This window comes from Streptomyces sp. Wb2n-11, assembly GCF_001049855.1.
Classification (GTDB): Bacteria; Actinomycetota; Actinomycetes; order Streptomycetales; family Streptomycetaceae; genus Streptomyces; species Streptomyces altiplanensis.
Window position 1 is genome coordinate 1,621,911 of record NZ_CVPB01000001.1, and the last position, 26,468, is coordinate 1,648,378.

General features: G+C 71.1%; 20 protein-coding genes and 1 pseudogene. 6 read left to right on the forward strand and 15 right to left on the reverse strand.

The features are described from left to right. Positions 1-274: 274 nt before the first annotated feature. From BN1555_RS07170 to BN1555_RS07180, 3 genes are all read right to left on the reverse strand, one after another. Entirely contained in the window at positions 275-997 is a 723-nt protein-coding gene (locus BN1555_RS07170) for an SDR family oxidoreductase (protein WP_093798590.1), read from the reverse strand. A gap of 54 nt (positions 998-1,051) precedes the next feature. After that, positions 1,052-1,423: a 5-carboxymethyl-2-hydroxymuconate Delta-isomerase gene (locus tag BN1555_RS07175; RefSeq protein WP_176709980.1), complete on the reverse strand. Its 372-nt coding sequence runs from the start codon at positions 1,421-1,423 to the stop codon at positions 1,052-1,054. A 73-nt stretch (positions 1,424-1,496) separates the two neighbouring features. Continuing rightward, entirely contained in the window at positions 1,497-2,921 is a 1,425-nt protein-coding gene (locus BN1555_RS07180; RefSeq protein ID WP_218058180.1) for an MFS transporter, read from the reverse strand. A 210-nt stretch (positions 2,922-3,131) separates the two neighbouring features. Between BN1555_RS07180 and BN1555_RS07185 the strand changes: the two genes are divergently transcribed. After that, positions 3,132-3,479, forward strand: coding sequence for an ArsR/SmtB family transcription factor (locus tag BN1555_RS07185; protein ID WP_093798592.1), 348 nt, complete (start codon positions 3,132-3,134; stop codon positions 3,477-3,479). Here the strand turns inward: BN1555_RS07185 and BN1555_RS07190 are convergent. The 7 genes from BN1555_RS07190 to BN1555_RS07220 form a co-directional block, all read right to left on the reverse strand. Continuing rightward, on the reverse strand, positions 3,406-4,803 hold the full coding sequence (locus tag BN1555_RS07190) for a phthiocerol/phthiodiolone dimycocerosyl transferase family protein (RefSeq protein WP_141662820.1): 1,398 nt from the start codon (positions 4,801-4,803) through the stop codon (positions 3,406-3,408). The two genes, BN1555_RS07185 and BN1555_RS07190, sit on opposite strands and share 74 nt — an antisense overlap. After that, a complete protein-coding gene (locus BN1555_RS07195) occupies positions 4,800-5,717 on the reverse strand; it encodes an FAH family protein (protein WP_093798594.1) in 918 nt (305 codons plus the stop codon). Before BN1555_RS07195 ends, BN1555_RS07190 begins: the two co-directional genes overlap by 4 nt. A 72-nt stretch (positions 5,718-5,789) precedes the next feature. Then, entirely contained in the window at positions 5,790-7,556 is a 1,767-nt protein-coding gene (locus tag BN1555_RS07200; RefSeq protein ID WP_093798595.1) for a thiamine pyrophosphate-binding protein, read from the reverse strand. Next, complete coding sequence (locus BN1555_RS07205; RefSeq protein WP_093798596.1) at positions 7,553-8,776, reverse strand: enolase C-terminal domain-like protein; 1,224 nt, start codon at positions 8,774-8,776, stop codon at positions 7,553-7,555. The genes BN1555_RS07200 and BN1555_RS07205 overlap by 4 nt, the downstream gene beginning before the upstream one ends. Next, positions 8,769-9,650: an alpha/beta fold hydrolase gene (locus tag BN1555_RS07210; protein WP_093798597.1), complete on the reverse strand. Its 882-nt coding sequence runs from the start codon at positions 9,648-9,650 to the stop codon at positions 8,769-8,771. The genes BN1555_RS07205 and BN1555_RS07210 overlap by 8 nt, the downstream gene beginning before the upstream one ends. Positions 9,651-9,666: 16 nt before the next feature. Continuing rightward, the gene (locus tag BN1555_RS07215; protein ID WP_255305922.1) at positions 9,667-11,331 is read right to left on the reverse strand and encodes a GH3 family acyl-acid amido synthetase; all 1,665 of its coding nucleotides are present in this window, start codon (positions 11,329-11,331) and stop codon (positions 9,667-9,669) included. A gap of 91 nt (positions 11,332-11,422) precedes the next feature. After that, positions 11,423-12,415, reverse strand: a complete 993-nt coding sequence (locus BN1555_RS07220; RefSeq protein ID WP_093798599.1) for an aldo/keto reductase — start codon at positions 12,413-12,415, stop codon at positions 11,423-11,425. Between the two features lie 324 nt (positions 12,416-12,739). On the opposite strand from BN1555_RS07220, the gene BN1555_RS07225 reads away from it, so the two are divergent. From BN1555_RS07225 to BN1555_RS07235, 3 genes and pseudogenes are all read left to right on the forward strand, one after another. Beyond that, complete coding sequence (locus BN1555_RS07225; protein WP_141662821.1) at positions 12,740-16,639, forward strand: type I polyketide synthase; 3,900 nt, start codon at positions 12,740-12,742, stop codon at positions 16,637-16,639. A 124-nt stretch (positions 16,640-16,763) separates the two neighbouring features. After that, positions 16,764-17,432: a TetR/AcrR family transcriptional regulator gene (locus BN1555_RS07230; protein ID WP_255305924.1), complete on the forward strand. Its 669-nt coding sequence runs from the start codon at positions 16,764-16,766 to the stop codon at positions 17,430-17,432. A 597-nt stretch (positions 17,433-18,029) separates the two neighbouring features. After that, a pseudogene (locus tag BN1555_RS07235) lies at positions 18,030-19,275 on the forward strand (IS110 family transposase). Positions 19,276-19,363: 88 nt separating this feature from the next. On the opposite strand, the gene BN1555_RS07240 reads toward BN1555_RS07235, so the two are convergent. Both BN1555_RS07240 and BN1555_RS07245 read right to left on the reverse strand, forming a co-directional pair. After that, on the reverse strand, positions 19,364-20,704 hold the full coding sequence (locus tag BN1555_RS07240) for a class I SAM-dependent RNA methyltransferase (RefSeq protein WP_093798601.1): 1,341 nt from the start codon (positions 20,702-20,704) through the stop codon (positions 19,364-19,366). Positions 20,705-20,832: 128 nt separating this feature from the next. After that, positions 20,833-22,884, reverse strand: a complete 2,052-nt coding sequence (locus tag BN1555_RS07245; protein WP_093798602.1) for an APC family permease — start codon at positions 22,882-22,884, stop codon at positions 20,833-20,835. 251 nt (positions 22,885-23,135) lie between these two features. Between BN1555_RS07245 and BN1555_RS07250 the strand changes: the two genes are divergently transcribed. Beyond that, a complete protein-coding gene (locus BN1555_RS07250) occupies positions 23,136-23,807 on the forward strand; it encodes a potassium channel family protein (RefSeq protein WP_093798603.1) in 672 nt (223 codons plus the stop codon). After that, positions 23,804-24,481: a potassium channel family protein gene (locus BN1555_RS07255; protein WP_093798604.1), complete on the forward strand. Its 678-nt coding sequence runs from the start codon at positions 23,804-23,806 to the stop codon at positions 24,479-24,481. The genes BN1555_RS07250 and BN1555_RS07255 overlap by 4 nt, the downstream gene beginning before the upstream one ends. A 72-nt stretch (positions 24,482-24,553) precedes the next feature. Here BN1555_RS07255 and BN1555_RS07260 read toward each other — a convergent pair whose 3' ends face one another. The 3 genes from BN1555_RS07260 to BN1555_RS07270 are packed head-to-tail and all read right to left on the reverse strand — an operon-like array spanning position 24,554 to position 26,456. Beyond that, on the reverse strand, positions 24,554-25,312 hold the full coding sequence (locus BN1555_RS07260; protein ID WP_093798605.1) for a DUF3159 domain-containing protein: 759 nt from the start codon (positions 25,310-25,312) through the stop codon (positions 24,554-24,556). Positions 25,313-25,315: 3 nt separating this feature from the next. Then, entirely contained in the window at positions 25,316-25,714 is a 399-nt protein-coding gene (locus BN1555_RS07265; RefSeq protein ID WP_093798606.1) for an OB-fold nucleic acid binding domain-containing protein, read from the reverse strand. Between the two features lie 55 nt (positions 25,715-25,769). Next, positions 25,770-26,456: a response regulator gene (locus BN1555_RS07270; protein WP_093798607.1), complete on the reverse strand. Its 687-nt coding sequence runs from the start codon at positions 26,454-26,456 to the stop codon at positions 25,770-25,772. Between the last annotated feature and the right edge of the window lie 12 nt (positions 26,457-26,468).

The following is a 26,468-nucleotide window of genomic DNA, read 5'->3' on the forward strand; positions in this document are numbered from 1 at the left end:
TTGCCAGCAGGCTCGAGAATCGCCACGCATTCCACGTGCGCGGTCATCGAAAAGACGTCACGTGTAGCGGGAGCCGGCATAGTCACAGGCCAGCGTAGGTATGCGGTCGCTCCGAGCACACTTTCGGGCACCTGGAGCGTCGAATGGGCGTCGCCCCGTTCGCAGCGGGCAGGGCGGGGTGTCCACGTCGACGCCCGCGCTCCACGGCACCGCCCGGCGTCCTGACCTTGGGCGGGACCGGGCGTCCGGTCCGCCCAAGGTCAGGACGTCGGCGTCAGGCGATGGTGCCGCCGCCGTCGACGTAGACCGTCGAGCCCGTGGTGTACGGATTGTCGGCGAGGAAGAGGACGGCGGCCGCGGCGTCGGCCGGGGTACCGACGCGGCCGACGGGGAGGCGGCCGGCCGCCGCCTCGTACATGGCGTCGCGCGCCTCGGCGGTGAGGCCGTCCCACAGAGGGGTGCGCAGCAGTCCAGGTGACACGGCGTTGACGCGGAGCGGGGCGTACTCCAGGGCCAGGCCGCGGACGAGGGCCTCCATGGCGGCGTTGACCGCGCTCTGCAGGGCGGAGGCCTTGCCGGGGCGCTGCGAGAAGTAGCCCGCGACCAGGGTCAAAGAGCCCTCGGGGTCGATCGTGACCGAGCGCGCGATGCGGTAGGCGCCCCAGAACTTGCTGTCCATGGCCGCGTACGCGTCGGCCAGCGGGAGCGCGTCGACGCGTCCCATGGGGGTTTCGGCGGCGGACACGACGACGTGGTCGAAGGCGCCGGCGGCCTCGGCGAACTCCTCGACCTCGGTGTCGGAACGGATGTCGAGGGCCTGAGCGGTGGACTTTCCCGCGAGTGGGGCGAGTTCGGCGAGGGCGGCCTGGAGCTTGTGGGGCGAGCGGGAGGCGATGACGGTCTCGGCGCCGCGCTCGGCGAACGCGCGGGCGGTGGCGAGGCCGACGCCGGAGGTGCCGCCGACGATCAGGGCGCGCCGGCCCTCGTAGCTGGTCATGGTTTCGTCTCCTGGTGGGGTGCAGGTCGGGTGGGGTCGAGTGGGTGGGGGACGTCAGGCGTGCTCTGAGCGGGCCCTGGCGTAGGAGGCGCGGTCCAGTTCGGTGACCTGGACGGAGACGTCGCAGCTGGTCTCGCTCATGGTTTGGGCGAAAGCCCGGGTGAGGACGGCGAGCGCTGCTTCGGCGAGGGCGGCCTTGGTCTCGGGGGACTTGCCGGCGAAGGTCCGTACGTCGAGGTTGGCGAAGGACTGCTCGCGGCTGCCGTCACCGACGGCGTAGGTGTCCAGGCGGACGGCCCGGCTCTTGAAGTCCTGGGGGCGGAAGCCCCCGGCGGTGGTGAGGGCGGTGTGGACTTCGGCGAGGACGGCGGTGGGGTCGAAGGAGTCGCGGACGTTGCCCGAGTACTCCAGGACGAGGTGCGGCACGGCGGGCCTTTCGGGTCGGGTGGCGGGGTCAGCGGCCGGCGGTGCCGGGGACAGCGGCCGGCGGTGGCGGAGTTCAGCGACCGGCGGTGGCCGCGGTCCGGGCGGCGGGCGCGGGGGCCTGGGCCCTGCGGATCCCGGTGGCGCTCAGCACGGCGGCGACGGCCAGCGCGACGACGGCGGAGAGGAGGGCGGCTCGCAGCCCGGTCAGGAAATGCCCGGAGGTGGCCTGGCCCACGAGGAGGCCCATGACGGCGACGCCGATGAGGCCGCCCAGCTGGCGGGAGGCATTGAGCACGCCGGAGGCGATGCCGGCGTTGGCCTGGTCCGCCGCGCCGAGCATCGCGTTGGTCATGGCGGGGACGACGAGGCCGATGCCGAATCCCGCGACGAGGAACTGGACGATCACTGCCGGGTACGAGCCGGATCCGACGGCCGGGACGACCGTCAGGTAGCCGACGGCGGCGAGGAGGTTGCCGGTGAGCAGCACGCCGCGTGCGCCGTACCGCTTGACCAGCGGGCCGCAGGCCAGGTTGGCCGCCATGATGGCGCCGGTCATGGGCAGGAACGCGAGTCCGGCGGTAAGGGGCGAGTAGTCCCACACCTGCTGAAAGAAGAGGCTGAAGACGAAGATGAGGCCGTAGAAGGCGAAGTTCAGCAGGACCCCGATGAGCGAGGTGGCGCTGAACGCCCGACGGCCGAAGAGGTGCAGGGGCAGCATCGGGTCGGCGCTGCGGCGTTCGACGGTAAGGAAGCCGGTCAGGGCGGCGGCGAACACGGCCAGGCAGGAGATGACGAGGGCAGAGCCCCAGCCCCGGGCGTTGGCCTCGACGATGGCGGCGGTCAGCGCGCCGAGGCCGGCGATGGCGAGCAGCTGGCCGGGCAGGTCGAGCGAGCGGCGGCGCGAGCGGTCGCGGGGCGGGGTGGCCTGGGCGTAGCGCTGGGTGAGCAGGATGCCGACGGCGGCGATGGGGATGTTGACGTAGAAGATCGAGCGCCAGCCGAGGGAGTCGACCAGGACTCCACCGACGACGGGTCCGAGGGCGAGTGCGAGGCCGCCGGCGGCGGCCCAGAGGCTGACGGCGCGGGTGCGCCGGGCGGGGTCGGGGTAGTTGGTGTTCACCAGGGAGAGCGAGGACGGCACGATCAGGGCGGCGCCGACTCCCTGGAGAATGCGGGCCGCGATCAGGGTGACGAGCGTGGGGGCGGCTCCGCAGGCCAGGGAGCTCACGGCGAAGAGCGCGAAACCCGCGACGAAGATGCGCCGGGGGTCGAAGCGGTCGCCGAGGGCGCCTGCGGTGAGGAGGAAGGCGGCGAAGGTGAGGGTGTAGCCGTTGATGACCCATTCCAGGCCGGAGAGGCTGCCGCCGAAGTCGGCGGTGAGGGCCTGGGTGGCGACGTTGACGACGCTGACGTCGAGGATGACGACCACGAAGCCCAGGCAGGCGGCGAAGAGGGTGGGGCCGGGCCGGGTTGCGGCGGGGATTTCATGGCGAGTCACGTGCTCGTCCTTCCGTGGGGGGCCAAGAGGAGGGATGGGGCGAGAAGGACGGGGCGCGCTGCGGACCCGCCGGACGGGCGGCGCGGGAACGGGCGACCCCGTAGAATGTTCGTTACGAGACGAACACTCGGGGAGTGTACGCACATCGTCGAACACTCTGCAATCGGTGACCGGCGCAATCCGGCCACCCCGACGGACGGAGAACCCGCCATGGCGGCAGCGGACGCACCCCCCGGGGCGGGGCCGGGCCACCGGCTCCCGCCGGTCCACACCGATCCGGCCGATGTGCCGCTGGGGGCGGCCCTGCTCGCGCTCGCCGACCCGGTCCGGCGAACGCTCGTACGGGAACTCGCTGGAGCCGGCGACTGGGAGCGTTCCTGCGGGAGCTTCGATGTGCCGGTGACCAAGGCCACCCTGAGCAGGCACTTCGCGGTGCTGCGAGACGCCGGGCTCTTGGAGCAGCGCGATGCCGGGCCCAGACGCCTCAATCGGCTGCGGCGGCCGGAGTTCGACGCGCGCTTCCCCGGCCTGCTGGAACTGGCTCTGCGGGCGGACTGACGCCGAGCGGGGCGCCCGGCCGCAGCAGGAGCGCGTGCAGGTCCCGGGCCACCGCCCGCGCCGTCGCGGAGCCCGTGGCCGGGGTCCCGTGGGCCAGGGCGAGGGAGAGTGCCCCGGCGAAGGTCGCGGCGTGCAGGACCAGTCCGTAGTTGGCGCCGGTCCGGTTGACGACCGTACGGAACCCGGTGACGCGGCCCGCGTGCACGCCGAAGGCCGGATCGGCGACACCGATGTTGGTGATGCAGATCCCGGGGGCCTCGGCGGCGTCCGCGGTCCGGGCTACGGCCCGGCGGATCTCGGCGTGCCCGCGCCGCGGCGGCCGCCACCGCGCGTCCGCGTCCCGCAGCTCCGCACCGTACCGCCGGGCGGTCTCGGCGGTGCCGTCGGCGTGCGGCGCCACCGGGACGCCGACCACGCTGATGAAGCAACCGACGTCCGGCAGCGGGCCCGGGTAGCGGCCCCTTAGGGAGATCGCGGTCAGCAGCCGGATGTCCGCGCGGCCCGCGATCCGGGTCCAGGACTCGGCGAAGGCGGCACCCAGGAACTGATTGACCGTCACCCCCTCGGCCCGGCACCAGGTCCTCAGCTCTGCGGTCTGCCGTGCGGACAGCTCCAACGCGGTGAAGTCGGCCGCGCGGTCGGCCCATGGGGCGGCCGCGTCGAACGGTACGGGCGCCGGGTCGGCCGCCTTCGGTGGGGCTGCGGGGGCGGGCGCGAACGGCGGCCGGTACTCCAGCCCGTCCACGTCGGGCGGAAGGCGGTGCACGTCCTCGAAGGGCCCGGCACCGGCGGGTGCCGGACACGGGTCCGAAGCACGGCCCCGGTCGGGGTCGGAATCGGGGTGGCCGGAGTCGGAGCCGGGGTGGTCGGGCAGGTGGTCGAGCAGCGCCCGCAGGACCGCTCCCGTCGAATGCCCGTCCGAGATGGCGTGGTTGCGGGTGAAGAACAGGTGGGTCTCCCCCGCCGCCCGGACGGCGCGCATCCGCCACAACGGCCCCCCGGTGGGCAGGATCTCGTTCAGCTCCGCCCGCAGGACGTCGTCGGGGGTCCGGGCCCCGGGGAGCGGCCCGCAGCGCAGCCGGCCCGCCTGCCCGCCAGGTGCCTCCCGGAACCACAGCCCGTCGGGCCGCTCCTCGATCCGCAGCCGGAGCAGGGGTACGTCCTGTTCCCAGCGGAGCACCGCCCGCTCCAGGGCGGCGTCCGGCACTGCCCCCCGCAGGGACAGTCGGGTGGTGACCTGCGTGGTGCCGGCCATCAGGGCGTGGCTGTACGCGAACGCCGCCTCGACGTCGCTGAGCCGGCGCGGCGCACCCGCCGTGCTCACCGCCCCCACCCCTCCTGCCCGCCGCGGCCGGCGGCGGGCCCGGCCCAGGCCAGCGGGTGCTCGAACCGGACCCCGTGGCTGGCCACGTCGATGGTGACCCGGTCGCCGTCGGCGGTGCGGAAACCGCCGTGGAAGCTGCTGCGGTCGGCGCCGATGTACACGTAGTGCACCCGGCCCGGCCGGTGCAGGGAGCGGTGGGCGAACAGGCCGTCCATCATGGCCGCCACGTCGTAGTGGATGGCGTCGCTGCCGGTGGTGAAGGATCCCTTCCACGCCGGGCTGCCGGCGCGCTCGATCACGACCTCGCCGGTCACCGTGCGCGGCGGGGGGCCCAGGTGGAGCCAGGGGGCGATGCCCGCGTCGCAGAGCTTGGCGTACGAGAGGTGACCTGCGTGTTGCTTGAAGCGGCCGATGTCGGTGAGGTCGTTGCCGAAGGTGTGGCCCGCGTAGCGCGGTACGCCCTGCGCGTCGCCCACGTACACGAGGACGACCTCGGCCTCCTCGCACACGGCGACGGCGTCGGGGGGGACCGAGAGCGGCTCCCCCGGCATCCGAAGGATGTCGCCGAGGCCCTTGACGAACCAGTTGGGCTGGCTCTGCGTGTCGGCGTCGATTTTGACGTTGTGGGTCATCATGAAGCCGCTGACCAGGGCGTCACCGATGTGGGCGGGCAGCAGGGGCGGACGGGTACGCAGCAGGTGGCGGGCCTCCGCGGCCACTTCGACGGCGGGCCGGTCGGCCAGGAGGGCGGTGAGCGCGGCGACCCGCTCCTCCTCGCCGGCGGCACCGGCGAGCAGTGCGGCGAGGTCGTCCTCCTCGCGCAGGCGGTGCAGGCGCAGCGGAGCGTCGGCGTCTGGGATGCCCAGCCCTATGTGGCGGGCCTGGTCATGGATGCATTCGAAGAGCACCGTCACGGTGCGAACTCCTTGGGGTGTCGGGGCGGTGAGAGGCAGGGTCGCGGGGGTACGGGAGACGTGGCCGGAGGGTCAGTCCATGAGGATCTCGACGAGGACCGGTCCCCGGTGGGCCTTCAGGTGCCGGACCGCCTCACCGACGGTGGGGGCGATGTCGCCGATCTTCTCGACGCGGGGCAGCGCGTGGATCCCGTACGACCGGGCCATGGTCACGAAGTCGACGGGGTTGTCGTAGAAGCTGGTGGCGATGTGCGCGCGGTCGATGTCGCGGTCGCGGTTGCCTGCGATGCGCTCGGCGTGCTGCGTGGAATTGAGGTAGAGGCGGTTGTTCATGACGACGACGAGCAACGGCGCCTGCTGCGCGGCCAGCGTCCACAGGGCGCTGGGCGTGTAGAGGAAGTCGCCGTCCGACTGGAGGTCGATGCACAGGGTGTCGGTGTCGCGGTGGGCGAGCGCGGCGCCGACGGAGGCGCCCAGGCCGTAGCCGAGGCCGCCGCCGCCGTTGAGGCCGAGGTAGCTACCGGGGCGCTCCAGGGGCCACAGCTTCTTGACCCAGCCGTCGATGGTCAGGCTGCCGGTGTTGGTGAGGACCCACTCCTCGTCCCGGACCGCCCGGTGGATCTCGTCGACAGCGCCGGCCACGTGGATGTGCTCGCGCTGCTTGGACTCCTCGGCCTGGCGCCTCCAGTCGGCGCGGGCCCGTGTGTGGGCGTCGGCGAGGGCCGCGGCGCGCCGGTCGCGGCGCTCGGTGAAGTCGGGGGCGGCGAAGGGGCCCGCCGGGTCCTCGGCTACGGCGCGCAGGGCGTCGAGGGAGGCCCTGGTGTCGGCGGCGACGGAGCGGGTGACCGGCACGAACTGCTGGTAGTCGGCGGCCCACTTGCTGGTGAGCAGGTCGTTGAAGCCGATGGTAACGACGTCGGCGCCGTTGGCGGGCAGTCCCTGGTCGGTCAGGAGGAGGAAGGAGCCGAGCGCTCCGACGAGGTCCTGCACTTCCAGGGCGATGACGAGGTCGGCGTCGGCGACCACGTCGGTGCCGGTGTTACTGATGTTGAGGGGGTGAGTGGAGGGGAAGTTGAGGCGGTTGCCGCGGTCGACGACGGCCAGGCCGAGCGCTTCGGCGAGCGCCACGAGGGGGGCCACGGTCCCGGGGTCGCGGCCGGAGAAGTCCACGACGAGGACCGGCGTGCGGGCCGCGAGCAGCCGCCCGGCGAGGTCTTCCGCCGTCTCCTGGTCGAGCGGGGGAAGCCGGGTCGGCTCGGTCGCGGTCGCGGGGTAGAGGCGTACACCTTCCTCCAGAGGCTGCTCCTGCGTGTCGAAGTCGAGGGCGACGAACACCGGGGCGTGCATGGGGGTGTTCATCAGTTTGAAGGCGCGGGTGAGGGACTCGACCGTGGCGCGCTGGCCGATGGGCTGGTCGCACCACTTCACGTAGTCCTTGACGACGGACTCGATGTTCTGGGAGGTGTGGATCCAGTCGATCCACGGCCGCCGCTTGCCCGCGTCGACGGGGCCGTTACCGCCCAGGACGAACAGCGGGACCCGGTCGCACCAGGCGTTGAAGACGGCCATCGAGGCGTGCAGCAGGCCGACGTTGGCGTGGACGAGGACGCCCATGTGGCGGCCGCTGGCCTTGTGGTAACCGTGGGCGATGGCCACCGCTATCTCCTCGTGGCAGGCCATCACGATCTGCGGGGCGATGGCCGCGTTGTCGGCGTGGACCAGCGAGTCGTGGACCCCGCGGAAGGAGGCGCCGGGGTTGAAGACGACCGTGTCGACGTCCTGCTGGTGCAGGAATTCCACGACCAGGTCGGAGAAGTAGGTGGGAGCGGGCGTCGTCATGTGTGGTCCTCGCTGCGTGGTGTACGGGTGGCGGCCGGGTCCACCGGGCGCCAGGCCGGGTCCCCCTCGGTGCGGCGTGTCTCGGCCCAGGGGGCGGCGCGGTGGTTGAGTTCGAGCCCGAAGCCGTGGCCGGGGACGCCCGGGACGGTGTTGGTGTCCCGGTCCACGGTCGGCCGCGGTGAGACGATCATGTCGGGGAAGAAGCGGTCGGACTGGCCGCCCTCGACGGTCAGGGCGTCGGGGTTACGGAAGGCCAGGGCCCGCCCCGCGGTGATGAGCGGGCCCACTTCGGCGACCTGCACGCCTATCTGGAAGCCGAGGCCGTGCTCGCGGGCGAACCCGGCGAGCCGGGCGGCGGCGACTGGGCCGCCGTTCTTGGCGACGCGGATGTTGAAGGCGTCGCAGGCGTCGTGGGCGACGGCCGCGCGGGCGTCGTCCGGGGTGCAGACCGATTCATCCAGCATGATCGGCAGCCCACCTTCCGCCCGGAGGCGGGCCAACTGCTCCCAGGCCCCCTTGGCGAGGGGCTCCTCGATGAGCGTGGCTCCTGCCTCCCGGAGCGCCCGGGCGTGGCCGACGGCTTCATCGGGGGTCCAGCTCATGTTGGCGTCCACCATGACCGAGACCCGTTCGCAGAGGCGTGCCCGGATCGCCGCGACCGTACGGACGTCGCGTGCGATGTCGTTCGAGGCCTTGATCTTGACGAAGTGGAACGGGCCGCGGGTGTCGAGGAACTCCTCCACGCCGAGGCTGAGGTCGAGCACCTGGGAGACCGGCAGGGCCGAGGCCGCCCCGGCGGCCGTGGCGTCCGGCCCGCCGGGGCCGGCGACCAGCCCCGTGCCCGGCAGGCCCAGCTGCTTGCCGAGGAGGTCGAGCAGCGCGGTCTCCACGAGACAGTGCAGGTTGTTGCCGCCCGGCAGGGCGTAGAGGGCCGCCGCGCCCTCGCGCAACAGCCGGGCCAGGAGCCCGGCCGGGTCGTCGCCGCGCACGCTCGCGGCGACGGCCTCCAAGGGAAGTGCGCGCAGGGCGTCGGCGACGAGGTCGCTGGTCTCCCCCGTGACGTACCACCGGGGAGCACACTCGCCGATGCCGGACAGACCGTCGACCTCCAGGCGCAGGACGAGGCTGTCGGAGGCGGAGCGTTTGCGGGCGGGATGGTCGAAGCCGACCGCCATGGGCAGCTCGACCCGGTACAGCTCGGCCGTGGCCGGTTCAGACATTGCGGTCCAGCCCTTGGAGCAGGGTGAAGGCGGACGCCCAGTCGACCAGGCGGGCCCGCACGTCCGTGTAGAAGAGGTAGTGCTTGTCGGTGGCGAACCGGATGAGGGCGCCGTCGCTGTCGGTCATCCGCAGGAAGGTCCGCTGCGCGTCGTCCAGGTCGACGATCGGGTCGGTGATTCCGGAGACGAACGCCGCGGGAACTGAGGGCGGAGTGTGCCGCGGCTGCATGTACATGCGTTCCAGCTCCAGCAGGACCGCGCGGGAGCGCCGGGTCAACTGGCGCACGGCCAGGTCGTCGTTGTCGATGAAGTGCCGGTGGCGCGCCTCGTCGGTGAAGTCCCGAGCCATCAGTCCCGCGTCCCAGGGCTCCTCGCTGGTGTCGGCGGCGAGCGCCCGCCGCTGCTCCTCGTCGAGGGTGGCGTGGAGCTTGCCGAGCCAGGCCGAGCAGAAGACGGTCGCGTCGTAGCGGGTGGTGAAGCCGGGATCGTGGAGCAGCGCGGCCATGAAGGATCCGCCCAGGCAGTGCCCGAACAGCGACAGCGGCGCCTCGTCGCCGATCATGCCGCGGACGTGCTCGACGGCCGTGGCGTAGTCGTCGAGGACGGTCCGGACGGAGGGCAGTTCGTGCCGGGGGCCGCCGCTGATGCCGCTGCCGCGCCGGTCCAGGACGAAGAAGGCGATGTCGTTGTCGGCGAACTGCGGCCCCACCTCCCACAGCCAGCCCGCGTGCGACTGCAGGCCGTGGAAGTAGAAGACCGCGCCCTTTACCTCGCCTCTGGGACGCCAGAGGTGCAGGGCGAGTTCGGTTCCCTCGACCGGCAGGCCGATGATCTCCCGGCGGATGTTCTGCGGAGGCCTCTTGGTCTCGATCATCTCTTCGCGCTCCCCTTCAGCGTCCGGTGACGGCGTCGACGAAGTCGACGTCCCGCTGGAACGGCTTGTACTTGTACTGAGTGGCGTTGCCGGCCTGTCTGCGGCTCTCGATGTACGTGGTGATGGCGTCGGGCGGCACGGGAATGACCTCGGTGGGCCCGAGTCGGCCGCTGTCGCGTTTGGACGCGTACTCGATGTTGATCTCGTGCAGGGCGCGATCCACGTCGGCCGAGAGCCTCCGGCCCAGCTCCTCGGAGGGCTCGGACACCTCGGCGACCACCACGTAACCGGGCAGCTCGCCCCAGCGCGGGCCGCACATGTAGAGGCCGGTGCGCAGCCCGGAGGCGGCGAGGCCGCGGGTGATGGCCTCGGTGACCTGGGACTCGGTGATCTTCTCCCCGGTGAAGGAGTGGAAGATGCCGTCGCGGTGGACGAAGTGGATCCAGGGGGTGCCGTCGGCGACCCGGTCCACGTGGTAGACGTCCCCGGTCCACAACCGATACAGGCCGTTGCCCTGGGTCATGATGAGGTGGTAGTCGCGGCCCTGTTCGACCTGGTGGACCAGCAGGGTGTCGATCGGGCTGCCGGCGTCGACGAGTTCGCCAAGCGGCACTTCGGCGGGGACGAACTCGAAGAACGCCTGGCCGACGGCGAGCGGCTGGCTGTGCAGGGAGTCGTCGACCGGGATGGTGGTGACGCCCTCGGTGCCGCAGCTCATGAAGGGGAGCTTGGCCACTCCCGGGAACACCGCGTCGAGCTTGGCCCCGTACAGCCCGGCCGAGGCCGACAGCCAGCAGGTGTAGAGGGTCAACGAGGGCCACAGGTCCTTGAGGGTGAAGTCCGGTGTGCACAGGACCTCTTCGAGGTGCGCCGCGGCCCGCTCGTCCGGTGCGCCGTACGGCCGTCCCTCCAGGGTGCCCGCGCGCAGGTCCCGCACCAGGGCCGGGCCGTGGACCTCCACCAGCTCTCGCAGGGAGATCAGTGTGCTGGGGTTGATGGAGGAGATGTAGTGCAGGTCCTTGCCGACGAGATGGCGCAGCCGGTGGTACATGCGGCCCTCGTGGCCGGTGGGCACGTCCGGACCGAACCATGGGGACTCGAACCACGGCGGGTTCCAGTCGCGGCTGTTGATCTGCGGGTGCCGGTTGCTGACGGCCTGGTGCCCGATGCCGTGCACGAAGTCGAAGACGTCCTCGCGGACCGTCTGCGTGTCGAGGGTGGCGTACGGGTGGGCGAGCAGCTCGGGATGGTGCTCCAGGTAGGTCCCCCACATCGCCTTCATGGCCGGGATGCGGTAGGTGAGCAGCCAGTGCAGGGTGTACGGGACCCGCTTGGGGGTGCCGGTGGTGCCGCTCGTCTTGAGCCAGCGCATCACGGGGCTGCAGGTCAGGATGCCGCCCTTGGTGCGGGTCTCGCGCTCGATCTCGGGGACGAAGTCCTCGTAGCGCATGACTGGCAGGACCGAGCGGAACCGGTCGTGGTCGGCCGCGACGACGTCGTAGCCGTGTTCGCGCCAGTGCACGGAGCCAGCGCTCATGTCAATGACATCGGCGAGCACGCGCCGCTGGGCGGTACGCGAGTCCTTCAGGTCGGCCAGCAGGTCCTGACGGGCCTGTCGGCACTCCTCGACGAAGGGCTTGCGCCGTTCCTGCCAGTGCTCCTGCCAATGCGGTATGTCCACAACTGCTCCCAGAAGGTGTGGGATCCGGGCGGAGCCCGGAGAGGTCTCGAACGTCATGTGACGGAGTGGATGGGAGAGCGGCCGCGCGTGGTCAGCGGTCGATGTAGGCCATCATCCGCTCGTTGTAGCGGGGCCCGGCGACCTGGTCGGGGCGGACGGCCGCGTCGATGGCGGCGAGCGTCGCGGCGTCGAGGCGGACGGCGGCCGCGGCCGTGTTCTCCTCCAGGTAGGTCCGTCGTTTGGTGCCGGGGATCGGCACGATGTCCTGGCCCTGGTGCAGCACCCAGGCGACGGCGAGCTGTGCGGGGGTGAGGCCCCGGGCCTCCGACAGTTCGCGGACGGTGGCGGCGACGGCGGTGTTCTGGTCGTAGTTGGCGCCCTGCAGGCGCGGGTCGTGGTGACGGAAGTCGTCCTCGGGGTAGTCCTCGGCGCGCAGCACCCCGCCGGTGAGGAAGCCGCGGCCCAGCGGGCAGAAACCGACGAGTCCGATGCCGAGTTCGCGCAGTACGGGAAGGACGTCGGCCTCGAGGTTGCGCTCCCAGACGGAGAACTCGCTCTGGACGACGGACAGCGGGTGGACGGCGTGGGCTCGCCGGACGGTCGCGGCACCGGCCTCGCACAGACCGAGGTAACGCACCTTGCCCTGCTCGACCAGGCCCGCCATGGCGCCGACGGTCTCCTCGATGGGGACCCGGGGGTCGACGCGGTGCTGGTAGAGGACATCGATGTGATCCGTGCCCAAGCGCTGCAGCGAGGCCTCGACGACCTCGACGACGTGCTCGGGGCGGCTGTCGGCCTCGGTGGTGGTGCCATCCTTGAGCTTCATGGGGAAGCCGAACTTGGTGGCGATGACGGCCTGTTCGCGCCGGCCCTTCAGGGCCTTGCCGAGGAGTTCCTCGTTGTCGTACGGGCCGTAGGCCTCGGCCGTGTCGAAGAGTGTGTAACCGAGTTCCAGGGCGCGGTGAATCGTGGCGGTCGACTCCTGGTCGTCGGTGGCGCCGTACCACTGGCTCATTCCCATGCAGCCGAGGCCGAGTTCGGAGACCTCCAGGCCCTGGCTGCCCAGCTTCCGGAATCCAAGCATGCGTCACTCCTGTCGCGCGGTTTCGGGATGGGGCGGAGGGCCGGTCCGGGGCGGGGGACACCGGACCGGCGGCTCACGAGAAGGACTCAAACACAAATATGTACTGGAGTTCAACCGTCCACCGCAGGCCAGATTTAAACTTGACCATTACGTGGGAAAACATCGGTCATCTTCGGACGGAAGCGCCCAAGACGGCACCAGACGGCAAGACATGAGGCGCAGCACGGTAGATCAAACAGGCTTAACACGATCTTCATGCAGATCGGAGAGCAAGTTTGACCTTGCGTGTATTTTTGGACTGCTCACCAATCAGGAAGGCGTGCAGTGGACACAGTTGACGCGATGGCGATCGTCGGTATCGGATGCCGGTTCCCCGGGGCAGCGGGCACCGCCGCGTTCTGGAAGCTGCTCGAAACGGGCGGCGAGGCGGTCACCTCCGTACCCCGCGACAGGTTCGACGCCGAGGCCCTCTACTCCGGCCCGACCCCGGCGCCGGGCCGAATCCGATCGCTGCGCGGCGGCTTCCTCGACGACGTCCACGCCTTCGACGCCGCCTTCTTCAGGATATCGCCGCGTGAGGCCCGCACCATGGACCCGCAGCAACGGCTGCTCCTCCACGTCGTGTGGGAGGCCTTGGAGGACGCGCACATCCCACCCTCCTCCCTGGCGGGCAGCACGGCCGGGGTCTTCGTCGGTCAGGCGACGGCGGAGTACGGCGAGGTGTTGGGCACGGCCGGCTCCGGCGACATCCGGGCCCTGGCCGGTAGCGGCCTGCGGGCCGTCACCTCGGGCCGGGTCAGCCACGCGCTGGACCTGCGCGGGCCGAGCCTCACCCTGGACACGGCCTGCTCCTCCTCGCTCGTCGCGGTGCACGCCGCCCGCCAAAGCCTGCTCACCGGCGAATGCGACCTGGCGGTGGCCGCCGGGGTCAACGTCATCCTCTCCCCACGCGACGCCATTGCCTACTCCCAGGGCGAAATGCTCTCGCCGGACGGCCGCTGCAAGTTCGCCGACGCCTCCGCGGACGGCTTCGTGCGCAGCGAGGGCGTAGGGGTGGTCCTGCTCAAGCGTCTGCCCGACGCCATCGTGGACGGCGACCCCGTCCACGCCCTCCTGCTGGGGAGCGCGGTCACCAACGACGGCCGGGGCAGCGGTCTCCTCCTCCAACCCGCCGTCTCCGGGCAGGTGGAGATGCTCACCTCGGCCTGGCGCAGCGCCGGGATCTCACCGGACCAGCTGGACTACATCGAGGCACACGGCACGGGCACCACGGTCGGTGACACCGTCGAACTGCGCGCCCTCGCCGAGGCGCTGGCGGGCCGGGACACGGCACGGCCGCTTCTGACGGGCTCGGTGAAGAGCAACATCGGGCACGCCGAGGCGGCAGCCGGCATCGCCGGACTCATCAAGACCGTGCTGATCGCCCGGCACCGCACGGTGCCCGCGTCGCTGCACGTGACGACCCCGCATCCGCTCATCGCCGACGCGGAGTTCCCGGTGGAACTGGTCCAGGACGCCAGGACGCTGGAGCCCCACGGCGAACGGGCCGTGCTGGGTGTCAGCTCCTTCGGGCTCTCCGGGACCAACGCCCACGTCGTGATCGGCGAGTACACGGGCGCCACTGCGCCCGAGCAGCCCGCCGGGGCGGAGTCCGGCGGGGCGGCGGCTCCCGGCGAAGCCGAACTGCTGGTGCTCAGCGCGCGTTCGTCCGCTTCGCTGCGGAAGCTCGCCGAGCGGTACGCCGCACACCTGGAGCCCGGCGGGGCGGGCCGGTCCCACTCCCTGCGCGAGCTGTGCCGGTCGGCCGCGACGGGCCGCGACGCCCACCCCTTCCGCCTGTGGGCGGTCGGCACCAGCCACGACGAACTGGCCCGCACCCTGCGCGAACTGGTGGCGGGCGAGCCCTCCGCCCAGGGAGGCGTGCACGAGGCCGGGTTCGGCGGCCCCCGCCGGGTGGCCTTCGTCTTCCCCGGCCAGGGATCACAGTGGCGCGGCATGGGCAGCGGACTGCTGGCCTCCTCACCCGCCTTCCGTACGGCCCTCGAGGAGTGCGACGCGGCCGTACGGGAGGAGCTCGACTGGTCGGTGACGGAGCTGCTGCGCGGCGGCGAGGAGATACCCGACTCGGTGGACGTGGTACAGCCCGCACTGTGGGCCGTAGAGGTGGCGCTCGCCGCACACTGGCGGTCCATGGGCGTGGACCCGGACCTGTGCTTGGGCCACAGCATGGGCGAGGCGGCCGCGGCCTGCGTGAGCGGGGCGCTGTCCGTACGGGACGCCGCCCGGGTCATCTGCCGCCGCAGCACCCTGATGCAGCGGCTGGCCGGGCGGGGCGCCATGCTCGCCACCGAGCTCGCGCCCGAGCGGGCCCGCGAACTGGTCACGGAGCACGGCGAGGACCGGGTGTGCGTCGCGGTGGAGAACTCCTCCCGAGCCACTGTCCTGGCCGGAGACGCCGACGCCCTCGCCGGGATCGCGGCGGAGCTTGAGCGACTCGGCGTCTTCAACCGCCCGGTCAAGGTGAACGTCGCGTCCCACTCCCCCGTGATGGACGAACTGCGCGCGGAGCTGCCGGCCCGGCTGCGCGGGCTCCGGCCGCGGACGCCGCAGATCGAGCTGTTCTCGACGGTGCGGTGCGAGACCGTGCGCGACGCCGCACTGGACGGCGCCTACTGGATGGACAACCTCCGCCTGCCGGTGCGGTTCGCGGAGTCCGTGCGCCAGATCGTCAAGGACGGCGAGACTGTGTTCGTCGAGGTCGCCCCGCACCCACTGCTGGCCCAGGCCCTGACGGACTGCCAGGAGGAGGCGGGCGTACCGGCGGCTGTCGTGAGCACCCTCGTCCGGCAGCAGGACGAGTCCCTGTCGATGCTGCGCGCGCTCGGCCGGGCCTTCGCTCTGGGGGCCGGGGTCGACTGGCGGCGTGTGTACGGGAACCGGTCGGCGGGCGGCGGGACGTGGGCCCCACTGCCCTCGTACGCCTGGCAGGCCGAGGATCTCCGCCTGCCGTCCCCACCCCCGGCGGCGGCCGTGACCCTCCCGGTTGTGTCCGGATCTGCGTTGGCCTCCGCGCCGGCGTTGACCGCCGGCGGGCACGAACGGCGTGTGCGGCTGTCCCGGCTCGGACCGGAGGGGTTCGGCGGAGGCGTGAAGGCGGCGGGGACGGCCCTGGTGCCTCCGGTGCTGTACCTGAGGGTGGTCGCGGAGGCCGTACGCGACCTCGAGGGCGACGGGCCGGTGACGCTGGAGGACGTCCAGCTGGAGGGCGCCCTCCCGCTGGCTGCGCCGGGCTCGCCCGAGGAGCGGCGGACCGTGCTGCGCGTCGCGCTGGAGCCGGCGGGCGAGGAGGACGCGTACCGGTTCACGGTCGACGCGATCGTGGACCCCGACGCCGCCGGTGCGGCCGTACGGTGCGTTTCGGGCACCATACGGCCCGGCGGTCGGCAGGACCCCGTGGACCTCGACGGCGTGCTGACGCGGTGTGAGGAGTACGTACCGGCCGCCGAGTTCTACCGGCGGGCCGAGAGCCGCGGCTACACCGTGGCACCGGCGCTGCGCCAGGTGCGGCAGCTGTGGCGCCGCGAGGGCGAAGCCGTGGCACGCCTGCACACGGACGGGGGCGGCGCGGCCCCGGTGGAGGCGGGGCTGCTGGCCATGCTGGCGTCCTGGCCCCAGTACGGAACGCCGGAGGAGCGCAGCCGCTCCTTCCTCCCGCTCTCCTTCGAGCGGGTGTACCTCGGGGAGGACCTGGACGGAGAGTTCTGGAGCACGGCGCGCTTCTCGCCGACGACGGACCCCGTCGGCGGCGGGGTGGCCCGCTGCGACGTGGTGCTCAGTGCCGAGGACGGATGTGTCCTCGCGGCGTTCGCGGGCATCGCACTGATGCCCCGGGGGGACGGACCGGCCGTGCCCGGGGCCGATGCCGCGGCCCCGGCGGCGGGCGTGACCTCCACCGTCCCGGCCCCGACGACCGCTCCCGCCTCACCGCCCGCTCCCACCGGCCAGGGCGTGCGCACCCGCATCGCGGCGGTGCTGGGGACCAGCGCCGAACGGCTCGACTACCGGCGGCCGTTGGCCGATCTTGGTCTGGACTCACTCATGGCCATGCAACTGCGCCGTATCCTCCGGACCGAGTTCGGAGCCGAGTTCACGCCGGGCCGACTGCTCGGCGGCGAGACCGCCGCGGGGATCGAGGCGGTTCTCGCCGACCCCGTTGAACTCTAATGCATCAATGAACTATGGTACAGAAATGAGCGGGTGCGGCATACAGCCCACCTGTCCGGGGGAGCTCGCCACCCGTCAACGGGATCACGCGACGAGCCCTTCAGGGCGCAGGAGGAGACAGCCTATGACCGTCGAGCACACGCGCGAGGTGCCACCGGCCGGCAGGCGCGAACGCAGCAGGCGGCGCATGCACGACAACTTGTACGCGGCCGCTCTGGAGCTGTTCGCGGAACAGGGTTACGAAGGCACCACGATCGACCACATCACCGAGCGGGCCGATGTGGCCCGGGGCACCTTCTTCAACCACTTCCAGAAGAAGGAGGATCTGGTCACCACGTGGGCCGAGCACCGACGCAAGAGCCTTGAGAGCGCGATGGAGAACGCCCTGGCGCTGGAGGACGACGTGACGGTGCAGCTGGAGCGGTGCATGACCACTCTTGCCGACTTCAACGAGGCCGAGCAGGACCTGACCCGGGTGATGCTCACTGCGTGGGTCAAGTCGGGCCAGCCGCTGCTGGAGCAGCCGCACTACGCCGGGTCCGTGTTCACTCAGGTGATCGCGGCCGGGCAGGCCCGCGGCGAAGTGGCCGCCGACGTCGACCCGTTGCTCGCCGGCAACCTGTTCCGGGACGCCTACCTGGGCCTCCTCTACCGATGGACCCAGGAGCCGGAGTCCCGGGCGCCGCTCCACGTCGAGCTGCGAGCCCTGCTGAGGATCGTGCTCACCGGCATCCTGTCGTACGCCCAGCGCGGCTGGACCCCTCGGGAAACCCCCGGCACCACCCCGGCCTAGACCGCTCCCACCGGCCGCAGCACGAGGGCCGCTTCTGGCTCCCGGTCACCCGGGAGCCAGAAGCGGCCCTCACGCACACCGGGGTGAGTCGCTGCCCGGCCTGCCGCTTCCGGCGGGCAGCTCCGCCAGCCGGCACGACCCGCCCTCCGGCCGAAGTCCTGAAGAACAGCAGAAACCGTAGGTCAGGCGTCCTTCTTGACCGGCTCCAAAATGGCCACGCACTCCACGTGGTGCGCTCTGGGAAACAGGTCGAGTACACCCGCCTCCGCCTGAGCAATCCGGGAAAACTGCAGGTCAGCGATCCAGCGCACCTTCGGTGCGCGCCGGGGGCGTGGTAAATCCCGTGGCGCGCGCCGGAGGTGCTTCTGTCTGCCCTGACGCGGGCTGGTCTCGGTTCGGGATCGTGGTGGGGTTCGTTCCGGCCGAAACCGATGCCTCTGTGATGCCCCTGAGCTCGCAGGTCAGCGTGGTGCTGGGGGCCGTCCACGGGAACCGTGGAGTGTTGCTGCGAAGCACGTGCGTCAGAATTCCTGATTCACCCTGGCCCTCCCGGAACGGCATACGACGGGTCCGTCAGCCAGGGAGGGAGCAAGTGCCGTGGACGTGCTGCACGAACGCTGCGCCGGCCTCGACATCAGCAAGAAAGACGCCAAGGCTTGTGTCCGTACCCCGAGTACGAAGCGGCGGGGGTCTTTCACAACGGAGACCACGACGTGGGGATCGACGACCAACGCGGTCCTGGATCTGCGGGACCATCTGCTCGCCGCACGGGTGACGCTGGTGGTGATCGAGGCGACGTCGGACTACTGGAAGCCCTTCTACTACGTGCTGGCCGAGGGCTTGAACGTGATCCTGGTCAACGCCCGGCAGGTCAAGAACCTGCCCGGCCGCAAGACGGACGTCTCGGACGCGGCCTGGCTGGCCCAACTCGGCGCCCACGGCCTGGTCCGGCCCTCCTTCGTGCCGCCCGAACCGGTCCGTGAACTACGGGACCTCACTCGCGCCCGGACCACCGCCACCCGCGAACGGAGCCGTGTGGTCCAGCGGCTGGAGAAGCTGCTGGAAGACACCGGCATCAAACTCTCCGCGGTCGCCGCCGACATCATGGGCGTCTCCGGCCGGGCCATGCTCGAAGCCCTCATCCGCGGCGAAGCCGACCCGCACGTCCTCGCGGACCTGGCCAAACGCAAGCTCCGCAACAAGATCCCCGAACTCACCGAGGCCCTGACCGGACGCTTCCGCGAGCACCACGCGTTCCTGGCCCGCCTCCACCTGGACCAGTACGACCAGCTCACCGTCATGATCGACCAGCTCACCGGGCGCATCGAGGAGGCGATGGCACCCTTTCGTGGCGCCCTCGACCTGCTCGACACCGTCCCTGGCATCAATCAGCACGTCGCCGAGGTGATCATCGCGGAGACCGGCGGGGACATGACCCGGTTCGCGACGGCCAAGCACCTCGCTTCCTGGGCCGGAGTCTGCCCCGGCCACCACGAGTCCGCCGGCCGCACCAAGAACACCAAGGTCCGGCCCGGCAACCCCTACCTCAAAGGCGCCCTCGGCCTCGCCGCGTTCGGCGCGGTCAAGAACCAAGGACACCTACCTCGCCGCCCGCTACAAACGGCTCACCGCCCGCCGCGGCCCCCTGCGGGCCCTCGTCGCCGTCGAACACTCGATCATCACCGCGATCTGGCACATGCTCACCGACAACGTCGCCTATCAAGAGCTCGGCGGCGACTACTTCACCCGCCGCGACCCCGAACGCGCCACCCGCCGGGCCATCACCCAGCTCAACCAGCTCGGCTACACCGTCACTCTCAACCCAAGGGAGACCGCAGCCTGACCGGCAGACCCGGACACCCGCCAGCCCTCAACGGCCAGCGGGCACCCAGTCCTGCCCACACCCACCCTGACCTGCTGCTATTTACGCGTCAGAGTCCCTTTGCAGCGAGCTCAAGAATCGCCACGCATTCCACGTGCGAGGTCATCGGGAACAGGTCGAACGCGCGCAGCGTGCGCGGCTTGTAGCCCGCCTCGCGGAAGTACGCCAGGTCCCGGGCCAGCGCCGCCGGGTCGCAGGCCACGTACGCGATGCGGCGGGCGCCCAGGGTGGCCAGGTGCTTGACCGTCTGCTTGCCGGCTCCCGCGCGGGGCGGGTCCAGGACGATCAGGTCGACGTTCGTGATTCCGGTGCGCGGCAGGACCTGTTCGACCTTGCCCTGCTCGATGCGGACCCGCTCGAAGCCCTGGAGGTTGTGGCGGGCGTCCTCCACCGCGCGCTTGCTCGTCTCGATGCCGAGCACCGCGCCCTGGTCGCCCACCCGGTCGGCGATCGCGCCCGCGAAGAGGCCGACCCCGCAGTAGAGGTCGAGGGCCGAGTCGCCCTTGCGGGGCAGCAGGCCCTGCATGACGGCGCGCATCAGGGTGTCCGCGGCCTGCGGGTGGACCTGCCAGAAGCCGCCCATGCCGACGCGGTACGTACGGCCGTCCGCCCGCTCGCGCACGAAGGCGCGGCCGTGCACCCGGTGCACTCCGCCGTCCTTCTCCTCCACGCGCAGGACCGAGACCGGCTTGTCCAGCTCGACGAGGGGGAGGCGGCCTTCCGGTCGCGGGGTGAGGACCACCTGGCGGTCGTTCGAGCCGGTGGCGGCGATCGCCTCGACCGACGCCATCTGGGGCCAGTCCTGCTTCTCGATGCCCAGCTCGCTGACGCCCGGTGCGGCGATCATGCAGTGGTCGATGGGCTGGACCTCGTGCGAGCGGTGCTTGCGCAGTCCGGCGCGGCCCTCGGCGTCGACGGCGTACTGCACGCGCGTGCGCCACGCGGGCACCTCGCCCTGGGGCAGCTTGTCGCCCTCCGCCGGCATGACGGTGCCGTCCCAGCCCGCCTCCTCCGGGGTGAGGCCCGCGAGCCGCATGAGCTGCTCGGCGACGACCTCGCCCTTGAGCCGCCGCTGCGCGCCCGGCTTGGCGTGCTGCCAGTCGCAGCCGCCGCACTTGCCGGGTCCGGCGTACGGGCAGGGGGCCTCGATGCGGTCCTTCGACGCCTCTATGACCTCGACCGCGTCGGCGCGCAGGTAGCGGGAGGTCTCCCCGCCGTCCGTCACGCGGGCGCGGACCTTCTCGCCGGGCAGCGCGTGCCGTACGAACAGCACCCGGCCCTCGTCGGTGCGGGCGATGCAGTGGCCGCCGTGGGCCACGGGGCCGACCTCGACCTCGTACTCGGTTCCGACCAGGGACTGGTCGGCCGTTTCCTTGGATTCTGACTGCATGACGGGGTGACTCCAGAGATCAAAGGGGTACGGCCGGACAACAGCCCACCAGTCTACGCGGGAGTCGTCCGGCCGTTCACCACAGCGAAGCCAGGAAGCGAAGTCAGGAAGCGGAGCCAGGAGCGGCGTCAACGCTTGCCGCTGGGCTCCTTCGGGCGGCGGTCGTCCACCGGGCCTCGCCGCACCGCGCCCGGCGGGTTCCACTCCTGGCGCTTCTTCGCCCGTTCCTTCGCGAGCTCGGAGGACCGCAGCTGGTACGGCACCGAGGTCACCATCACACCCGGCGTGAACAGCAGCCGGCCCTTGAGCCGCAGCGCGCTCTGGTTGTGCAGCAGGTGCTCGTACCAGTGCCCGACCACGTACTCCGGGATGTAGACGCTGATCGCGTCCCTCGGGCTCTCGCGCCGCAGGCTCTTCACGTACTCGATGATCGGCCGTGTGATCTCGCGGTAGGGCGAGTCGAGGATCTTCAGCGGCACGTTGATGCCGCGTCGCTCCCACTCCTCCTTCAGCGCCTTCGTCTCGGCCGGGTCGACGCTGATGCTCAGCGCCTCCAGCTTGTCCGAGCGCGTCAGCTTGGCGAAGGCCAGGGCCCGCAGCGTCGGCTTGTGGACCTTGGAGACCAGGACGATGGAGTGGACGCGGGACGGGCGGACGCTGTCGTCGGAGGGCCCCTCGTCGGCGGCGATCTCCTCGGCGACGCGGTCGTAGTGCTTACGGATCGCGGTCATCGTCCCGTAGAAGATCACCATGCCGAGCAGCGCGACCCACGCGCCGTGCGTGAATTTGGTGGCCAGCACGACCACGAGCACCAGGCCCGTGAAGAACGCTCCGAAGGCGTTGATCGCGCGGGAGCGGACCATGCGGCGGCGCGCGGCCGGGTTCTTCTCCGTGCTCAGGTGGCGGTTCCAGTGCCGCACCATGCCGATCTGGCTCAGCGTGAAGGAGACGAAGACGCCGACGATGTAGAGCTGGATGAGCCGGGTCGAGTCGGCCTCGTAGATCCAGACGAGCAGGATGGCCGCGCCCGCGAGCAGCACGATGCCGTTGGAGAAGGCGAGGCGGTCGCCGCGGGTGTGCAGCTGGCGCGGCAGGTAGCGGTCCTGCGCGAGGATCGAGCCGAGCAGCGGGAAGCCGTTGTACGCCGTGTTCGCGGCCAGGAAGAGGACGAGCGCGGTGGCCGCCGCGAGCAGTACGAAGAAGAACGTGCCGTCGCCGAAGACGGCGGCCGCGACCTGGGAGATCACCGGGTCCTGGACATAGTCCGGGCCGACGGCGACGCCGTCGTGGATGAGGTCCTTCGCCGGGAACTCCGCCATCTTCACGTCGGAGGCCATGGCGAGGCCGATGATCCCGCAGAACATGGTGACGGCCAGCGCGCCCATCAGGGCGAGCGTCGAGGCGGCGTTCTTGCTCTTGGGCTTGCGGAACGCGGGCACGCCGTTGCTGATCGCCTCGACGCCGGTGAGCGCCGCGCAGCCGGAGGAGAAGGCGCGCAGCAGCAGGAAGACGAGCGCGAAGCCGGCCAGGCCCTCGTGTTCGGGCTTGATCTCGAAGTCGGAGGTCGGGGCGTGCATGGTGTCGCCCATGACGACGGAGCGGTAGGTGCCCCAGGCAATCATGATGAAGACGCCCGCCACGAAGACGTACGTGGGGATGGCGAAGAGCTTGCCCGACTCCTTCACACCACGCAGGTTCATGAGCGTCAGCAGCACGATGATGCCGATGGCGCACGCCACCTTGTGCTCGACGACGAAGTGGATCGCGGAGCCGAGGTTCTCCACCCCGGACGAGATCGACACGGCGACGGTGAGGACGTAGTCGACGAGCAGGGCACTGGCGACGGTCAGTCCCGACTTGGGGCCGAGGTTGGTGTTGGCGACCTCGTAGTCGCCACCGCCACTCGGGTAGGCACGCACGTTCTGGCGGTACGAGGCCACCACCGTGAACATCAGCACCACGACCGCGACAGCGATCCACGGACTGAAGTGGTACGCCGACACGCCCGCGATGGAGAGTACGAGGAGCACTTCTCCCGGTGCGTACGCCACGGACGAGAGCGGGTCGGAGGCGAAGACGGGAAGTGCGATGCGTTTGGGGAGGAGCGTTTCCCCCAGCCTGTCGCTACGCAGCGCCCGGCCGATCAGGATCCGTTTGGGCACGTCGGTCAGTTTGGACACGCAGAGGATCGTAAGCGTTCGAAAAGGACACCGCCCAACCACCACCCCCACTTTTACGGAACCTGAACGGGCGGCTCATGCCGGACGTGATCGATGGCACGTTCGGGGTTGACGCTACGGTGGACGAAGACAGGGGCGAGGCAGTACCGGGCACTTTGCCCCGTGCCACCCCCGGTGAGCCGAGAAGGAAGATATGAGCAGGGTGTCTGTGCAGGTCAGCGGGGCGACCAGGAGTGCGGGGTAACGGGACGGTGCACGTCGTCATCATGGGCTGCGGGCGAGTGGGAGCCGCTCTCGCGCAGACCCTGGAGCAACAGGGGCACACGGTCGCGGTGATCGACCGGGACCCCACGGCCTTCCGCCGCCTGGGGTCCGGTTTCGGGGGCCGCAGGGTCACCGGGGTCGGCTTCGACCAGGACACCCTCCGCGAGGCGGGCATCGAGGAAGCCGGCGCCTTCGCCGCGGTGAGCAGCGGTGACAACTCCAACATCATCGCGGCCCGGGTGGCCCGCGAGATGTTCGCGATCGAAAACGTCGCGGCCCGTATCTACGACCCGCGCCGCGCCGAGGTCTACCAACGCCTGGGCATCCCCACCGTCGCCACGGTCCGCTGGACCGCCGACCAGATGATGCGGCGGCTGCTGCCCTCCGGGGCGGAGCCGCTGTGGCGCGACCCGAGCGGCGGTGTGCAGCTCGCCGAGGTGCACACCTCCCCCGCCTGGATCGGGCACAAGATCAGCCGGCTCCAGGAGGAGACGGGCGTGCGCGTCGCGTTCCTCACCCGGCTGGGCGAGGCCGTGCTGCCGACGTCCCAGACCGTGCTCCAGGAGGGCGACCTCGTCCACGTGATGATGCGTACGGAAGAGATCGCGAAGGTCGAGGCGGCCTGCTCGCAGGGTCCCGAGGAGGGCGGTCACGCATGAGGGTCGCTATTGCCGGTGCCGGCGCGGTGGGCCGTTCCATCGCGGGCGAGCTGCTGGAGAACGGTCACGAGATCCTCCTCATCGACAAGGCGCCGACCGCCATCTCGGTGGAGCGGGTGCCGCTCGCCGAGTGGCTGCTGGCCGACGCCTGCGAGATCACCTCGCTCGACGAGGCGGCGCTCCAGCGCTGCAACGTGGTGATCGCGGCGACCGGTGACGACAAGGTCAACCTGGTCGTCTCGCTGCTCGCGAAGACCGAGTACGGGGTGCCGCGCGTCGTCGCCCGCGTCAACAACCCCAAGAACGAGTGGCTGTTCACCGAGGCCTGGGGCGTCGACGTCGCGGTCTCCACGCCGCGCCTGATGTCGGCGCTGGTCGAGGAGGCGGTGAGCGTCGGCGATCTCGTGCGGCTGCTGCGCTTCAGCCACGGCGACGCCAACCTCGTCGAGCTGACGCTGCCGCCCGAGTCGGCGCTGGCCGGCACGCAGGTCGGGGACGTGGACTGGCCCGAGGACACCTCGCTGGTCACCATCATCCGCGGTACGCGCGTGCTCACGCCGAGCCAGGAGGAGACCCTGGAGGCGGGCGACGAGCTGCTGTTCGTGGCCGCTCAGGCGCGCGAGGAGCAGCTGGAGGACCTGCTGTCGGTCCGCAAGGCGGACCCGACGGGCTGACGGCCGTCCGTCCGCGAGTGGGGCCCGCGACCGTGACGGTCGCGGGCCCCACTCGCGTACGGACCAGGAGGATCAGGTCTCGTGCCGCGCCGCGGCGGCCGCGGCCGCCTTGCGCTCCTTCTCGGCCTTCTCCTGCGCCTCCATCTCGGCGAACACGTCGATGGGCGGCGGCGCCTTCGCCAGGAAGACCCAGGTCAGGTAGACCGCGAGCAGGAACGGCGGGATCTTCAGCGCGACCAGGACCCAGCCGAGCTGGGTGGTGTCCGCCCACCAGTACAGCGGGAAGAGGATCGCGCACTTGCCGAGCAGGATCAGGCCCCAGGCCCAGCTCGCCTTGGCGTACGCCTTCTTGCGCCCGGGGTTGCGCGTCCGCCAGGAGAGGTTCTCCTTGAAGATCGGGCCGAGGATCAGGCCGATCAGCGGGACGCCCGCGAGCGTGGTCACGATGTACGCGAGGGCGAGGCCCAGGGTGTAGATCATGCCCGGCAGGTAGAAGTCCTTGGCGTTGCCGGTCATCATCGCGAAGACGACGCCGAAGGCGACTCCGAAGACCCCGCTGAAGGCGTGCTTGACGGTGTCCCGGCGGATCAGCCGTACGGCGACGAGCAGCAAGGACACCGTGAGGGCGGCGATGGCCGAGACGTGCAGGTCCTTGTTGATCGTGAAGATGGTCACGAACAGCAGGCCGGGGAGCACGGTCTCCACCATGCCCCTGAGGCCGCCGAAGGCCTCGAAGAGGGCGGCCTCCGTGACGGCCTTCGCGTCCTGGGCGTCCTGAGCGGCTGCTGCGCTGTCGTGATCCGTCGCGGTCGGCTTGTCGAGAGACGTCACCGGCTACTCCTGTCCGAGCGGTCGGAGTTCGTATTTGGGATTGAAGAGCACCCGGCGGCCGTGACTCATGGAGATCCGGCCCGAGGCGATGAGCCTGCGGCCCGGTTCTATGCCCACGATGGAACGGCGGCCCAGCCACACCACGTCCAGCGGCGCGGTGCCGTCGAACAGCTCCGCCTCCAGGGCGGGTACACCCGCGCGAGGGCGCAGGGTGACCGTGCGCAGGGTACCGGTCACCTTCACCACCTGGCGGTCGTCGCAGTCGCAGATGCGCGAGCATCCCGCGGCCTCGGCGTCCTCCTGCAGCTCCGCGGAGTGCAGGTCCTCCTGCGAGGTGGACAGCCGGTCGAGCATCCGGCGGAACCTGCTGGCCGGCTTCTCCGAACGTGGTACGGCACTCATACACGAAGCGTACCGGGGAGCGGGCCCGCCCGGATCACACCGGACCGGCCCCGCCTCACCCCTCGAAGCGGTATCCCATGCCGGGTTCGGTGACGAAGTGCCTGGGGTGCGAGGGGTCCGCCTCCAGTTTGCGACGCAGCTGCGCCATGTAGACCCGCAGGTAATTGGTCTCGGTGCCGTACGAAGGGCCCCAGACCTCCTGGAGGAGCTGCTTCTGGCCGACCAGGCGGCCCGTGTTCCGTACGAGCACCTCCAGGAGGTGCCATTCGGTGGGCGTCAGCCGTACGTCCCTGCCGTCGCGGTGCACCTTCTTCGCGGCCAGGTCGACGGTGAAGTCGCCGCCCGCGTCGACGAGCGCGTCGTCATCGGTGGCACCGGCCGGCTCGGCCCTGCGGACCGCGGCGCGGAGCCTGGCGAGCAGCTCGTCCATGCCGAAGGGCTTGGTGACGTAGTCGTCGGCCCCGGCGTCCAGCGCCTCCACCTTCTCGTCGGAGGTGTGCCGGGCGGAGAGCACCAGGATCGGTACGCGCGTCCAGCCGCGCAGCCCCCTGATCACCTCCACGCCGTCCATGTCGGGCAGGCCGAGGTCCAGGACGACCACGTCGGGGTGGCGGGCGGCCGCGAGCCGGAGCGCGGTCGCTCCGTCGGGGGCCGCGTCGACTTCGTACGTGCGCGCCTTCAGGTTGATCACGAGGGCGCGCACGATCTGCGGCTCGTCGTCGACCACGAGCACCCGGGTCATGGAATGCCTGCC

Excerpts from the sequence above, each read along its gene's own strand:
- BN1555_RS07170 (WP_093798590.1), bottom strand. The coding sequence starts at position 997 with ATGACCAGCTACGAGGGCCGGCGCGCCCTGATCGTCGGCGGCACCTCC.
- BN1555_RS07185 (WP_093798592.1), top strand. The coding sequence starts at position 3,132 with ATGGCGGCAGCGGACGCACCCCCCGGGGCGGGGCCGGGCCACCGGCTC.
- BN1555_RS07200 (WP_093798595.1), bottom strand. The coding sequence starts at position 7,556 with ATGACGACGCCCGCTCCCACCTACTTCTCCGACCTGGTCGTGGAATTC.
- BN1555_RS07205 (WP_093798596.1), bottom strand. The coding sequence starts at position 8,776 with ATGTCTGAACCGGCCACGGCCGAGCTGTACCGGGTCGAGCTGCCCATG.
- BN1555_RS07210 (WP_093798597.1), bottom strand. The coding sequence starts at position 9,650 with ATGATCGAGACCAAGAGGCCTCCGCAGAACATCCGCCGGGAGATCATC.
- BN1555_RS07220 (WP_093798599.1), bottom strand. The coding sequence starts at position 12,415 with ATGCTTGGATTCCGGAAGCTGGGCAGCCAGGGCCTGGAGGTCTCCGAA.
- BN1555_RS07230 (WP_255305924.1), top strand. The coding sequence starts at position 16,764 with ATGACCGTCGAGCACACGCGCGAGGTGCCACCGGCCGGCAGGCGCGAA.
- BN1555_RS07240 (WP_093798601.1), bottom strand. The coding sequence starts at position 20,704 with ATGCAGTCAGAATCCAAGGAAACGGCCGACCAGTCCCTGGTCGGAACC.
- BN1555_RS07255 (WP_093798604.1), top strand. The coding sequence starts at position 23,804 with ATGAGGGTCGCTATTGCCGGTGCCGGCGCGGTGGGCCGTTCCATCGCG.
- BN1555_RS07265 (WP_093798606.1), bottom strand. The coding sequence starts at position 25,714 with ATGAGTGCCGTACCACGTTCGGAGAAGCCGGCCAGCAGGTTCCGCCGG.
- BN1555_RS07270 (WP_093798607.1), bottom strand. The coding sequence starts at position 26,456 with ATGACCCGGGTGCTCGTGGTCGACGACGAGCCGCAGATCGTGCGCGCC.